Annotated in this window: 11 protein-coding genes; 7 read left to right on the top strand and 4 right to left on the bottom strand. The window is 59.2% G+C overall.

Annotation, left to right across the window (positions count from 1 at the left end; translation table 11 throughout):
* The first annotated feature begins 20 nt into the window (after positions 1 to 20).
* Positions 21 to 248: a hypothetical protein gene (locus tag AB4N43_RS02590; RefSeq protein WP_081743934.1), complete on the top strand. Its 228-nt coding sequence runs from the start codon at positions 21 to 23 to the stop codon at positions 246 to 248.
* Between the two features lie 52 nt (positions 249 to 300).
* Here AB4N43_RS02590 and AB4N43_RS02585 read toward each other — a convergent pair whose 3' ends face one another.
* From AB4N43_RS02585 to AB4N43_RS02570, 4 genes are all read right to left on the bottom strand, one after another.
* Positions 301 to 525 carry a hypothetical protein gene (locus AB4N43_RS02585; protein ID WP_027923168.1) on the bottom strand — a complete coding sequence of 75 codons (225 nt, stop codon included), beginning with the start codon at positions 523 to 525 and terminating at the stop codon, positions 301 to 303.
* 24 nt (positions 526 to 549) lie between these two features.
* On the bottom strand, positions 550 to 810 hold the full coding sequence (locus AB4N43_RS02580; protein ID WP_460154196.1) for a hypothetical protein: 261 nt from the start codon (positions 808 to 810) through the stop codon (positions 550 to 552).
* Between the two features lie 268 nt (positions 811 to 1,078).
* A complete protein-coding gene (acnB, locus tag AB4N43_RS02575) occupies positions 1,079 to 3,679 on the bottom strand; it encodes a bifunctional aconitate hydratase 2/2-methylisocitrate dehydratase (protein ID WP_460153072.1) in 2,601 nt (866 codons plus the stop codon).
* Between the two features lie 344 nt (positions 3,680 to 4,023).
* Positions 4,024 to 4,680 (bottom strand): MliC family protein, encoded by a 657-nt coding sequence (locus tag AB4N43_RS02570; RefSeq protein ID WP_460153071.1) that lies wholly within the window; start codon positions 4,678 to 4,680, stop codon positions 4,024 to 4,026.
* A 342-nt stretch (positions 4,681 to 5,022) separates the two neighbouring features.
* Between AB4N43_RS02570 and AB4N43_RS02565 the strand changes: the two genes are divergently transcribed.
* From AB4N43_RS02565 to AB4N43_RS02540, 6 genes are all read left to right on the top strand, one after another.
* Positions 5,023 to 5,673 carry a dTMP kinase gene (locus tag AB4N43_RS02565; RefSeq protein WP_027923164.1) on the top strand — a complete coding sequence of 217 codons (651 nt, stop codon included), beginning with the start codon at positions 5,023 to 5,025 and terminating at the stop codon, positions 5,671 to 5,673.
* Between the two features lie 404 nt (positions 5,674 to 6,077).
* Complete coding sequence (locus AB4N43_RS02560) at positions 6,078 to 8,288, top strand: putative bifunctional diguanylate cyclase/phosphodiesterase (RefSeq protein ID WP_460153069.1); 2,211 nt, start codon at positions 6,078 to 6,080, stop codon at positions 8,286 to 8,288.
* 163 nt (positions 8,289 to 8,451) lie between these two features.
* Positions 8,452 to 11,451 carry a xanthine dehydrogenase family protein molybdopterin-binding subunit gene (locus tag AB4N43_RS02555; RefSeq protein ID WP_460153067.1) on the top strand — a complete coding sequence of 1,000 codons (3,000 nt, stop codon included), beginning with the start codon at positions 8,452 to 8,454 and terminating at the stop codon, positions 11,449 to 11,451.
* Entirely contained in the window at positions 11,448 to 12,254 is an 807-nt protein-coding gene (locus AB4N43_RS02550) for an FAD binding domain-containing protein (RefSeq protein WP_194940047.1), read from the top strand. The genes AB4N43_RS02555 and AB4N43_RS02550 overlap by 4 nt, the downstream gene beginning before the upstream one ends.
* A gap of 2 nt (positions 12,255 to 12,256) precedes the next feature.
* A complete protein-coding gene (locus AB4N43_RS02545) occupies positions 12,257 to 12,757 on the top strand; it encodes a (2Fe-2S)-binding protein (protein ID WP_008060977.1) in 501 nt (166 codons plus the stop codon).
* Positions 12,758 to 12,762: 5 nt separating this feature from the next.
* Positions 12,763 to 14,301 (top strand): AMP-binding protein, encoded by a 1,539-nt coding sequence (locus tag AB4N43_RS02540; protein ID WP_194940048.1) that lies wholly within the window; start codon positions 12,763 to 12,765, stop codon positions 14,299 to 14,301.
* The last annotated feature ends 14 nt before the right edge of the window (positions 14,302 to 14,315 follow it).

The following is a 14,315-nucleotide window of genomic DNA, read 5'->3' as shown; positions in this document are numbered from 1 at the left end:
CCTTGAGCGGTGAGGTGGGTATGTCCGACGATTCGACTTTCCAGCAACAACACCAGTACCCGGTGCAAGACGCGGTTCCATCCAGACCGGAGCCAGGCACTGATGACCCGATGGCCAATCCTGACGATCCCGGTCGATATGATCCGCTGACACGGCCAGACGACCAGCGACCTGACGACTGGGAAGACCCGGACAGGGACATGCCGGAGGCGGATGAGCCAACTCCGCTATCGGATGACAGACGCTGAGCAACGACAGGGGATGGGAGGTCGGCCATCGGCCTCCCGTTTCCCCAGGTCGCTAATTACCATCCGCCACTTTGCGTTCTATTTCCGCGATTTTATCGCTGAGCTTTTCAGCGTCCTGCTCCTTGGCGCGGGTGGAAGAGGGCGTGATGGCTTCATCGACGCCCTCGGTTTCTCTTGATGTGTCGTGCAGGTCCCTTTCGACCACGTTGACCGGTTTGCCCGACACATCAGTGGAAGGGGCGTTGGATGCTTCATTCACATCGTCATCGTTGTGCATGTCGTGTACCTCCGTTGACTGCGTTTACTCGGTTTTTTCTTCGCCCTTCGAACCGCTCGACGTAGCGGCGTCTTTTTCCGTGGCCTGCGAATCGGCGCCGGAGTTTGAGCCCGAGGCTTCCTCACCCTTTTTGTCGGCCTTCTGCTCATTGGATTCGGCGCCCTGGGCCTGGTTGACGCCGGGAATGGCGGTTGGCGGAACGTCTGCCTTCTCGGCGGCCATGGCGAAAAACGAGCTCGTCGACAACAGGCTCGCGACGGCGAGGGCGGTGATTGTTCTGTTCATCATCCGGATCTTCCTGCGAGGGGTATAAAACGTTGGAAGAGCCGGGCGGGGGAAGGTGCTGAGGCGCTGACGAGTGGCATGGCAAGCACACCACAAATCCCCTTAGGAGTGAGCCTGCTCGCGATAGCGGTGTGTCAGTCGATATTGATATTGATATTGATATTGAATGTGAGACCGCTATCGCGAGCAGGCTCACATAGCCATCTTGCAGGCATAAAAAAACGCCGCACATCTCACGATGGGCGGCGTTTTCCATTGCGTTGCAGCGTTAGGCTTGAACCACCGGAATGTTCGCGTTCGCAGCAGCTTCACGGAACTCGGCGATCTGGTCGAAGGACAGGTAGCGGTAGACATCAGCCGCCATGCTGTCGATCTTGCCAGCGTATTCCATGTACTCCTCGACGGTCGGCAGGCGACCCAGGATGGACGCCACGGACGCCAGCTCGGCCGAAGCCAGGTAGACGTTCGCGCCATCACCCAGACGGTTCGGGAAGTTACGGGTCGACGTCGACACCACAGTCGAATTCGGCTCTACACGTGCCTGGTTACCCATGCACAGCGAGCAGCCCGGCATCTCCATGCGCGCGCCGGCCTTGTTATAGATGCCGTAGTAACCTTCTTCGGTCAGCTGGTGTGCGTCCATCTTGGTCGGCGGCGACAGCCACAGACGGGTTGGCAACTGACCGTCGACCTGCTCCAGCAGCTTACCGGCTGCGCGGAAGTGACCGATGTTGGTCATGCACGAACCGATGAACACTTCGTCGATCTTCTGACCTTCAGCGGTCGACAACAGACGGGCGTCGTCCGGGTCGTTCGGTGCGCACAGAATCGGTTGAGTGATCTCAGCCAGATCGATCTCGATGATTTCGGCGTACTCGGCGTCTTTGTCCGCCACCAGCAGCTCAGGGTTGGCCAGCCAGGCTTCCATCGCTTGAGCACGGCGTTCCAGGGTGCGTGCATCGCCGTAGCCTTCGCCGATCATCCAGCGCAGCAGGGTGATGTTCGAGGTCAGGTACTCGGCAATGGCCTTTTCCGGGAGCTTGATGGTGCAGCCGGCAGCCGAACGTTCGGCCGAGGCGTCAGACAGCTCGAACGCTTGCTCGACGGTCAGGTTGTCCAGGCCTTCGATTTCCAGGATGCGGCCGGAGAAAGCGTTGACCTTGCCTTTCTTTTCCACGGTCAGCAGACCGGCCTTGATGGCGTAGTAAGGGATCGAATGGACCAGGTCTCGCAGGGTGATGCCCGGTTGCATCTTGCCTTTGAAACGCACCAGAACCGATTCCGGCATGTCCAGCGGCATAACGCCGGTGGCCGCGGCGAACGCGATCAGACCGGAGCCGGCCGGGAATGAAATACCGATCGGGAAACGGGTGTGCGAGTCACCACCGGTGCCGACGGTGTCTGGCAGCAGCATGCGGTTCAACCAGCTGTGGATGATGCCGTCGCCCGGCTTGAGCGATACGCCACCGCGGTTGCGCATGAAGTCCGGTAGGGTGTGGTGAGTCGTGACATCGACAGGCTTGGGGTAAGCCGCGGTGTGGCAGAAGGACTGCATCACCAGATCGGTCGAGAAGCCCAAACACGCCAGGTCTTTCAGTTCGTCACGGGTCATAGGGCCGGTGGTGTCCTGAGAACCCACGGTGGTCATCTTTGGTTCGCAGTAGGTGCCAGGACGCACACCGGCTACGCCGCACGCCTTGCCGACCATTTTCTGCGCCAGGGTATAACCCTTGGTGCTTTCTGCCGGCGCCTCAGGCTTCTTGAACAGATCCGAAGGCGGCAGGCCCAGCTCGGCACGCGCCTTTTCGGTCAGGCCACGGCCGATGATCAGCGGGATTCGACCGCCGGCACGGACTTCGTCCAACAGCACCGGGGTCTTCATTTCGAAGGTGGTGATGACGTCGTCAGTGCCGTGCTTGCAGACTTTGCCTGCGTGCGGGTACAGGTCGATCACATCGCCCATGTGCATGTTGGACACATCAAATTCGATCGGCAGGGCGCCGGCGTCTTCCATGGTGTTGTAGAAGATCGGGGCGATCTTGTTGCCGAAGCAGAAACCGCCGGCACGCTTGTTCGGCACGAACGGAACGTCGTCGCCGAAGAACCACAGCACCGAGTTGGTCGCGGATTTACGCGACGAACCGGTACCCACCACGTCACCGACGTAAGCGATCGGGAAGCCTTGACCGCGCATTTCCTCGATCTGCTTCATCGGACCGGTGACGCCTTGCTCGTCCGGTACGATGCCGTCGCGGGCCATTTTCAGCATGGCCAGGGCGTGCAACGGGATGTCCGGGCGGGACCAGGCGTCCGGGGCAGGGGACAGGTCGTCGGTGTTGGTTTCGCCAGTGACCTTGAATACGCGCAGGCTGATCTTGTCGGCCAGAACAGGGCGGTTCTTGAACCACTCGCCGTCAGCCCAGGATTGCAGCACGCCTTGTGCGTGAACGTTACCGTTTTTGGCGCGTTCAGCGACGTCGTGGAAGGCGTCGAACATCAGCAGGGTGTGCTTGAGTTCTTCGGCCGCCACGGGTGCCAGTTCGGCGTCGTCCAGCAGGTTGACCAGGGTCACGATGTTGTAGCCGCCCTGCATGGTGCCGAGCAGTTCTACAGCGCGCTTCTTGTCGATCAGGGGGGATTTGGCTTCTCCTTTGGCGAGGGCAGACAGGAAGCCGGCCTTGACATAGGCCGCTTCGTCCACGCCAGGTGGAACGCGATGGGTGATCAGGTCAACGAGGAAAGCTTCTTCGCCAGCCGGAGGATTCTTCAGCAGCTCAACCAGGCCTGCCGTTTGTTCGGCATTCAGCGCCAAGGGTGGAAGCCCTTGCTCGGCACGTGCTTGTAATTGTTGTACGTAGGTCTCAAGCACTGGGTTTCTCCTGTCATACCGCGTGTTGGGCGAAAAGCCGCCCGGGTTGTGTCCGAAAAAATAAAAGTAGGAGCCGTTGCTCAGCGATCGAGGGTGACCACCGTAACCACTGGAGCAACGGCTCCTACAAAAGCTGTTCTGAGCTAGCTGCGATGCCGATTGTCGACACTATCTCGTTATCTAGGCGGAATATAATGATTTATGCGGGGCGCATCAACAGTATTGTCGACACATTTGAGGCGTCACTTAAATGCATGCGATGTGCGGTCGCCTGCTCAAGCGAGCAAGATCATGGTCCCAGAGCGGTTGGAGCGACAGATGCAGACCGGATATCGCCAGAGCCTTCAGCTGACCGGCTCGGCCGTACAGTTCATTTCTCCAGAGCCCGGTTTCTGGAAAAACACCCCGTTTTCGTTTTGCCGAAAGCTGTAGTTCCCCAAGACATCCTTGCCGGTGTATTGAGTTCCTGAATAGCTTTGCACCTGGATGAGGGTGACCGAAATGTTCGCCCATTTCAGGTATACGACACCCGGCTGCGTATTAAAGAAAGTCGCGGCAACCGGCACGTTAAACCCGGCGCAACGAAACACCTGAGGGCCTTCGGTCAGCCGGTCTGGATCCTTGGTTCGCACAATGGCCGAGCCTTGACGCAGCTGGTAGGCACGCTGGGCATAACTGCGGATCGTGCATGCCTTGCCCTCGGACCCGGCGCCACACTGGTTGCGGGCGTCGATCCAGAATTGCTGGTCGATGATGACTTTGTCGGGAGGCGGTACGGAGTGTTCATCCGTAAGCGCCAGGCGATAGAGACGCGTCAGTTCAACGTCCATCTGTGCCAGTTGTGGATCGCGGCAAATGAGTTTTTCTACAGGGGCTCTGGCGCTGGCACAGTCGAAGCTGGTCTTGTAGGTTCGCGAAGGTGATGCGGCATTGGCGCAAGAGAATGTCGCCGCGCTGATGCTGGCGAGCAGGCAGGTGAAAAGGGCCGTGAGCGTTTTCATGTTGACGTCACTCAGATCATTTTCCGTAGGGGACTATAACCCCAAGCGAAGGAAGTTCCACCCAGACACATCGTCTGGGCGATGTTCTTTTTCGAATCCGCCCTCGGGACTGAATGAGTCCGCTTCAATACCCCAAACAACCGCAGCGTTTCAAACAGCTGCTGGTCTTCTTTCTTCCAGTAAGGTCAGGGCTATCCAGGACGTGATCCCGACGCAGAAACTAAGTTAGAGTGCTCATCAACGCCTGTTAACAAGGCCCTCCACTCGATTCGTGTCGTCACGCCAAGCGTTTCCTGCGCACGAATCAGGCAAAAAAAACCGTATATCAATCGATACTCAACAATGAATCGTCCGCTGTTTGTTTCTCTAGATGGGCCCAAGGGAACTGGCAAAACCACACTGTTGGAAGCCGTTACGAAAGCACTGAGGGCCGACAACAAAAAGGTGATCCGGCTTTCCGAGCAAAAAAGCGATCCCTATCGGGGTGAAACAATGGCCCTGGTAAACAAGCTCGTCAGAAATCCCACCCGCGACTTGGAGTTGGAGGTTTGTGAGCGCCTTGCTGATAGCCGTATCTGGATTTCGCAGCACGTTCTGGCCAAACAGCCAACGGACAGCATCATCTTGATCGATCGCTGGTACCCATCTGATGCCGCGTTTCGCCGGACAATCCCGTTTGCAGAGATTCTGCAGTTGAACATTGATCGAAACGTGCAAGTGCCAGACCTGCATGTCGGGGTTGTCACCAACCCTGAAATTTCGTGGGCAAGGGCAGCAGCACGACGGCGTGGGCTGAGCAGTACGGTGATCCATAAGCTGGAAGAACATGTCGCGTGTACTGAGGCGTTCGAGCAAGCGATTGCAGATTACGGCTGGGTTTTATGCCGTAATGAAGGAACGATCGAAGAGGCAACGATGCAGGTGGTTTCTGAGATCTATAAAGTACTTCGGTGTCACGTAGGCGAAGTTCGTTGCCAGGGTTTGTGTTCATGAGCTTGGTATTTCATGAATACAAGAGAAGACCTCGGTAGAGGTTCCACCCAGACACATAATTTAACTTATGGGCCATGTCATATGTTCATAGGCAGGCCATTACTATGTTTTGCGGCAGGTCCGAAGGCTATTGCCGTGGAAATGTTCATCGGGCCATGTTCATGGCAACCGGGCTGCAGCTTCAGGACTGTCCGGCCAGCAGAACATCAAAACGGCCAAGCACCCCGACCATTCCAGCCAAGCGGCGGCAATCTGATACTGTTTTTTATCTTGGATCTGAGCCTTTTATTAGTTAGCTGGCGCTCTATAGAGTGCGCGTCCGACGCACTAGTGGACAGTGATCGGCCGCCACTATTTTTGGCTCTCTGAAGACCGGACGACCTCGAGAGTCTTCAGGAACCACCGTGAATACTCGTCCAAGCTTTCACAGCAAGACCTTCCCCGAGTCGCAACGTGACATTCTCGGTATGATCGCGACCGATCATCACCTGGGCGACATACTCTGCGCTATCTGCCAGATGCTCGACGCACAGGCCCCCGAAACCGTGTGCTCGATCCTGCTCACTGATGCCGATGGCAGACACTTGCTGAGCGGCGCGGCGCCCGGCCTGCCAGCCGAGTACAACGAGGCGATTCATGGAATGGCCATTGGTCCACAGGAAGGAACCTGCGGCGCCGCAGCGTTCCGGCGCGAATTGGTGGTCACCGAAGACATCGCCCGGGACCCGAACTGGGAGCGTTTCCGCAGCCTGGCGCTGGGGCATAACCTGCGTTCCTGCTGGTCGGTGCCTTTGTTCTCCCATCAAGGACGTGTGTTGGGTACATTTGCTCTGTACCAGAGCCGGACCCACTCGCCGGATAAAGCGCAGATTCAACGACTGGGCTGCGCGGCCCAACTGGCAGTCATTGCGATTCGCCATGAGCGTGACGGCCAACGTCTGGAGGAAAGCGAACAGCGTTTTCGTTCATTGTTCACTTACAACCCCAACCCGGTGTTCGCCCTCGATCTGGCCGGCAACATCCAGAGTGTGAATCCGGCAGGCCTGAAGCTGAAACCGCACACCGCAACCGATTTCATTGGTCATCACTTTTCCCATCTGGTACTCGAAGAAGACCTGGAACGGGTCAGTCAGCATTTTTCCGCAGCCCGCGCCGGAAAACCTCAGCGCTTCGAGGCACGGGTTCTCGACGAGAGTCAAAAACTGCTGACCATGGACATCTCTAACCTGCCGATCATGGTCAACGGAGAAATCGTCGGGGTATTTGGCATTGCCCGGGACATCAGCGAGCAGAAGCATTTCGAGCGCCAGTTGAGCTTCAACGCCAGCCATGACCGCCTGACCGGTTTGCTTAACCGTGTTTCGCTTGAAGATCGGCTTGTTCTGGATTGTCACGTCAGTCGTCGGCGCAAGCGTCGTCTGGCAGTGATGTGCATTGATCTGGATGGATTTAAATCCATCAACGACTCGATCGGACACTACTTCGGCGATCAGATGCTGATTGAGGTGGCGCAGCGTATGACCCAGCAGGTTCGTCCCGGTGATACCGTCGTACGTATGGGCGGTGATGAATTTATCGTGCTGCTGCCGGACCTGCTGCATGATGAGGACGTTGTTCCAGTAGCCGAGCGATTGATGGCCAGCATTGCCAGACCCTACTGCATCCAGGGCATTGACCTGCATGTGAGTGCAAGTATCGGCATCACCCTGAGCGATGGTCACATCGAGCAGCCGATGCAGCTGATCCAGCAGGCTGACATGGCCATGTACAAAGCCAAGCAGCAAGGGCGCAACAACTTTCAGTGGTACACCAGCGATCTTAATCAGCGGGTTTGCGAGCATGCGAGCCTGCGCAATGACCTGCAGAAGGCTATCGAAACTCAGTCGTTCAAGCTGCATTATCAACCGCAGATAGACGCGCGCACGGGTCGGGTGGTCGGGATCGAAGCGTTGCTGCGCTGGGAGCATCCGGAAAAAGGATTTATCTCACCCGCGGTGTTTGTGCCGGTGGCAGAGGACAGTGGTCAGATCATCCCGCTGAGCCTTTGGGTACTTGATACGGCCTGCGCGCAGCTGCGCCAGCTAGGCGAGCAGGGCATCACGGGCATCTCGATGGCCGTGAATATTTCGCCGATGCATTTTCAGCGTGGCCAGTTCGTCCAGTGTGTTCAAGCCACCCTGGATAAACATGGTCTGCGTGGTGAGCAGCTGGAGCTGGAGATCACCGAGTCGCTTCTGTTGCATAACGCTGAACAGGCAATCGACACGTTGCACCGGCTCAAGGCGTTGGGGGTGCGCATTGCGCTCGATGATTTCGGCACCGGTTTTTCCAGCCTCAGCTACCTCAAGCGTTTGCCCATCGACAAGATCAAGATTGACCGCTCGTTCATCCAGGAAATCGCCACCGACCATCACGACGCAGCGATCACTCAAGGCATTATTTCCATGGCTCATCACCTCGGCCTGACGGTGGTCGCCGAAGGCGTGGAAACGGCGTCTCAGGTGGATTTCCTGAAGGGCAGCCGCTGCGATATTTTTCAGGGGTATTACTTCGCCAAACCGATGCCCTATGCAGACATCGAAGCTTTCCTGAGCCATCCAGCGTCCCATCCCTGACCGGCCATTCTGTCGGGTCCCAGTCCTGAAAATCAGACGCTAAGGCAAATTTCCAGACCCCAGCGCAGAACTCCCTCTCCTCAGGCAAGGCGCTCCCCGCGCCTTTCTCACACACTCGGCTCTAACGCTATCGCGCTGCACAACAACAAGAGCCGCGAAAAAAATGACTACTTTCCAGCCTGCTACCGAAAGCCCGACCAGCCACATCGGCGCCCGTCAGACCCGTGTCGAGGACGCCGCATTGTTGCGCGGCCTCGGCTGCTATGCCGATGACGCTGCGATCCCTCCGGGTACGCTACATGCGGCGATCATCCGTTCACCCCACGCTCACGCACGAATCACCTCGGTAGACTTTTCCCGTGCGCTACTGATGAAGGGCGTGCACGGCGTGCTGGTCGGCGAAGACGTCAAACGCTGGGCGCTGCCGTTCCCGGTGGGTGTGCGTCAGCCGATGGAGCACTGGTGCGTCGCCGTCGACAAGGTGCGTTACGTCGGGGAACCGGTGGCTGTGGTGATCGCTGAGAGCCGCTATCTGGCCGAGGACGCGATCGAAGGTGTGCGCGTTGAATACGAGCCGCTGCCCCCGATCATCGATCCCGAACTGGCCACCACCGAACAGGCGCCGATCCTGCATGAAGCAGTCGGCAGCAACGTGGTCAACGAACGGCGCTTTCGTTATGGCGAGCCGGAGCAGGCCTTCGAGCAGGCGCCGCACAAGGTCTCGCTCAAAGTAAAGTTTCCGCGCAGTTCCTGCACACCCATCGAATGCTATGTGGTGCTGGCTCAGTACGAGCGCGCCACCGGCATTTATGACGTGCTGGCCAATTTCCAGGGCCCCTATGCGTTGCACACAGTTATGGCCCGGGCACTGAATGTGCCTGGCAACCGCCTGCGTTTGCGCACACCGAAAGATTCCGGCGGCAGCTTTGGCATCAAGCAAGGGGTTTTCCCTTACGTGGTGATGATGGGCCTGGCGTCACGCAAGGTCGGTGCACCGGTGAAGTGGGTCGAGGACCGTCTGGAACATCTTCAGGGGGCTTCTTCGGCGACCAATCGGGTGACCGAAATTGAAGCGGCGGTAGAAGCCGATGGCCGCATCACCGCTTTGCGTTATGACCAGATCGACGATTGTGGTGCCTACCTGAGAGCGCCCGAACCAGCGACGTTCTATCGCATGCACGGCAACCTGACGGGAGCCTACGCGATCCGTAATTTGCAAGTGCGCAACCGGGTGGTGCTGACCAACAAAACCCCGTCCGGCCTGAACCGTGGTTTCGGTGGCCCGCAGGTGTATTTCGCCCTTGAACGGCTGCTGCAACACATCGCCGTGCAGTTGAAGCTTGATCCGTTGGACGTGATCCGCCGCAACCTGGTGCCGGCCGATGCCTTCCCTTATCGTGCGGCCGCCGGTGCGTTGCTCGATTCCGGCAATTACCAGGCTGGCATTGCCTTGGCGGCGGCTGATGGCGGTCTCGACGAGTTGCTCAAACGTCGTGATCAGGCGCGTGCCGAAGGCCGGATCTATGGCATTGGTTATGCCGCGGTCATCGAACCGTCGATTTCCAACATGGGCTACATCACCACCGCGATGACACCCGAAGAGCGGCGCAAGGCCGGTCCGAAAAACGGCGCTGTCGCTACCGCCACCATCAACGTCGGCCCATTGGGTGACGTCAGTGTGCACGTGTCCTCGGCACCGCAAGGGCAGGGCCATCAAACCACCGTCGCTCAGGTCGTCGCCGAAGTGCTTGGGGTTGCGCTGGAGTCCATCGTGGTCAACGTCGAGCTCGATACCCAGAAGGACGCCTGGTCGATTGCCTCGGGCAACTATTCCAGCCGCTTCGCCGGCGCCGTGGCCGGTACCGTCTACAAGGCCGCGCTGAAGATCCGCGATCGCCTCGCCGCGATTGCCGCCGAGCAATTACAGGCCAGTCCCGAAGATATCCGTTTCGCCGGCGGCAAGATTTTTGTCGTCAATGGCGGGGCGGTGGCGCCATTCCATCGGATTGCCGGTGCGACCCACTGGTCGCCGGGCCTGCTGCCGGAAGGGGAAAACGGCGGTCTGCGTGAAACCGCCTTCTGGAGCCCGCCGCAATTGGAGGCACCGGACGACCAGGATCAGGTCAACAGCTCGCTGTGCTACGGCTTTGTCTTCGACATCTGCGGTCTGGAAATCGACCGCATGACCGGCGAGATCCACATCGATCGCTACGTCACCTGCCATGACGCCGGCCGCCTGCTCAACCCGGCGCTGGTCGATGGCCAGATTCGTGGCGGCTTCACCCAAGGCCTCGGCGCGGCGCTGATGGAAGAGTTCGCCTATGGCGAGGACGGCAGCTTCCTCAGCGGAACCTTCGCTGATTATCTGGTGCCGACCGCACCGGAAGTGATCGAACCGATGATCCTGCACATGGAAACGCCATCGCCATTCACCCCATTGGGCGCCAAGGGTGTGGGCGAGGGCAACAATATGAGCACGCCGGTGTGTATCGCCAACGCGGTGGCCGACGCCCTTGGTCGCTCGGACATCCGTCTGCCACTGACGCCATCGAAAGTACGCACGCTCATCGGCATCGACGAGCCGCCACGGCCAGCCGGTATGGAGGCCGATGACAACCTCGACGCAGCACCTGCCGGTGGACCGGCACTGCGGGCCAACGACTCGGTGGTGATTCCGGCTTCGCCGCAACAGGTCTTCGACACCTTGCTCGACCCGCAGACGCTGGCGGCGATCATTCCCGGTTGTCACGACCTCGTACTTGAAGGCGAAAACCGTTACCGCGCAGACGTCACCGTCGGCGTCGGCATGATCCGCGCGCGCTTCGAGGCCAAGGTTGCCCTGAGTGATCTGGACCCGCCGCATTCATTGCGTCTGTCCGGTTCCGGCAGCAGCTCGATGGGGTCGGCCCAGGGGCAGGCCAAGGTGCGGTTCGTCCAACTGGAAAATGGCCACACACGCCTGGAATACCAATACCAGGTGGCGGTCAGCGGCAAAGTCGCCGCGGTCGGCGGCCGAATGTTGCAAGGGGCCTCGAAGGTGATCATCGGACAAATATTTACTCGCCTGTCACAACGGGTCAGCGGCCAAGCCATCTCCACCGGCTGGTGGGCTCGCCTGCGGGCCTCGCTTGGCGCGCTGTTTGGCAAGGGAGGTGCGCAATGAAACCGGCTGCTTTCGATTACGTTCGGGCTGAAAACCGTCGTCAGGTCGTTGAGTTGCTCGCCGAGTATGGCCAGGAAGCTCGCATCATCGCCGGAGGCCAATCGCTGATGGCGGTGCTGAACATGCGACTGGCTCAACCCAAGTTGCTGATCGATATCAATCATGTGGCTGACCTGGCCTATATCGAACTGCGCAAGGATTGTCTGGCGGTAGGTGCCGGGGTGCGGCAGGCGCAGTTGCTGGCGCGTTCGACCCTGATGGACGAGGTGCCTTTATTGGCACTGGCGATGCCCTGGATCGGTCACTTCCAGACGCGTAATCGCGGCACAGTCTGTGGCTCGGTGGCTCATGCCGACCCGAGCGCCGAGTTACCGCTGTGCCTGGTGACGCTGGGTGGCGAGATCGTTCTTGAGTCGAAAAAAGGCAAGCGCACCGTCAAGGCTGCCGACTTCTTTCAAGGCATTCTCACCACAGACAAGCGTGCGGATGAACTGGTTGTCGAGGTGCGTTTTCCGCTCAAACGCGAAGGCATTACCTATCGCTTCCGCGAGATCGCCATGCGCCACGGCGACTTTGCAATTGTCTCCCTGGCCGCGGCCATCGGCGCGGATCAGGTCGAACTGGGCATCGGCGGCGTCGCCGACCGTCCGCAACGTCGCAGCCTGCCTCGTGGTGCGGCGCTGCCGGACGCGCTTAATCAAACCGCCTGGTCGCTCGATGCACAAGACGACGTGCAGGCCAGCGCTGCCTATCGCCGCCAACTGATTCGCGAGCTGGGTCATCAGCTGATCGAAGGAGTCTGAACATGCGTGTAACTGCCGACCAAACCTTTCCGATTCGCCTGGAACTCAATGGCCGCTCCCGCGAAGCGCTGGCCGAACCGCGGACCCAACTGTGCGACTTCCTGCGCCACGACCTCGGTGCCACCGGTGTCCATGTCGGATGCGAACACGGTGTCTGCGGTGCCTGCACGGTGCTGGTGGACGGAGTCGCCATGCGTTCCTGCCTGATGCTCGCGGTACAGGGACACGAGCGGCGTATCGAGACCGTCGAGTCCCTGGCCGACGACGACACACTGAGCGACCTGCAACAAGCCTTTCGCCGTCATCACGCCTTGCAGTGCGGCTTTTGCACTGCGGGCATTCTCATGTCCTGCGTGGATTTCCTCGAACGGGTACCCAACCCGGACGAGACCCAGGTACGCGACATGCTTTCGGGGCATCTATGTCGCTGCACCGGCTACACCGGCATCGTCCAGGCCGTGCTCGAAGTCGCTGCCCAGCGCCAAACGAACAAAGGGGTATAACAATAATGTTCGATCTCGGACGCAGTTTCCTCGCTGCTGTTGAACGCCGGCCGCACGCCGTGGCGGTCAGTGACGGTGCGTTGAAGAAAACCTATGAAGACTGGTTCGTCGATATCCAGAGCGCCGCTTGGGGCTTGCAATGCCTTGGGCTGCAACGCGGTGATCGACTGCTGGTAGCAATGCAAAACCGCTGGCAGATGGCAACCTTGCATTGGGCCTGTCAGTTTACGGGCATCGTCATGACCCCGTTGAACTGGCGTTCGACGGCCGATGAACTGGGTTACTGCATCGAAGATGCGCAAATCCGGGCAGTGGCTTACGACGACGCTACCGTGACCGCCGTGGCCGGTTGCAGCGCCGCCACAAGGCTGCCTCGGATCGCCGCCGGACTTCGTGCCGCCAACACCGACCTGAGTTTCGAGGAACTGTGTTCGCAGACCCCCTCCGGCATCATTTTGCAGGCCGATGCCGAAGACTATTCACTGCTGCTTTACACCTCCGGAACCACCAGCAAGCCCAAGGGCGTGCCCCGTCGGCACCGTTGCGAACGCGCCGCGGCGGTTGCCCACGTGGCGCAAAACCTCTACCGCCAGAGCGAGTGCACGCTGGGTGTCATGCCGCTTTACCACACCATGGGCGTGCGTTCGTTGCTGTCCATGGCGCTGATCGACGGACATTTCGTCTGTGTGCCGAAGTTCGACGTGGAAGCCACGCTGCAGGCCATCGAGCGGGAAAAAGTCAGCAACCTTTACCTGGTGCCGACGCTCTACCACATGCTCATCGAACACCCGGCCTTTGCTCGCGAGCGAGTTGCCAGTGTGGAGAAAATCGGCTTTGCCGGTGCGCCGATGAGCGACGGCTTGATGCGTCGTGTCGAGCAGGCGTTCCAGCCGCAATTGTTCGTCAATCATTACGGCAGCTCGGAGATCTACACCTTCACCATCGACCAGCAGGCCAGCCGTAAACCCGGTTCTTCAGGGCGCAGTGCAATGAACCAGCGCGTGCGCGTGGTGCCGATCGATGCTGAAACGGCCGACGTGCAGGTTAACCCCTTGGAAGAAGGCCAGATCATCGCCGACCTGGCAAGTGACGAGGCGTTCGAAGGCTACCTGAACCGTCCCGATGCAACCGCCAAGGCATTGCGTGATGGATGGTATTTCACCGGTGACATCGGCTACTTCGATCTGGAGGGCGATCTGTTCGTCACGGGGCGTGTCGATGACTTGATCATCACCGGCGGCGAAAACGTCAGCCCGGCGGAAATCGAAAACATGCTCTCTCTGCACCCGGCAGTGGAAGAAGTGGTGGTGGTCGGTCTGCCCGACGAGCAGTGGGGCAAGATCATTGCCGCGTTTATCAAGCCGCGCGCCGAGGTCTCGGAAGGCGACCTCGATGCCCATTGCATCGCTTCGGGCCTGGCCAAGTTCAAGCGGCCACGGCGGTACCAGTTCATCGATCAGATTCCCAAATCTCCAGTGGGCAAGGTGCTGCGGCGCGTGCTGCTGGCCGAATTTCAGGAACAGGCCTTGAAGGCCATCAGCTAATCATCCAGAGGACA

It is taken from the genome of Pseudomonas sp. S2_B07 (genome assembly GCF_054668435.1).
The sequence above is the reverse complement of the archived record's forward strand: the minus strand, read 5'-3'. Positions and strand labels throughout refer to the sequence as shown.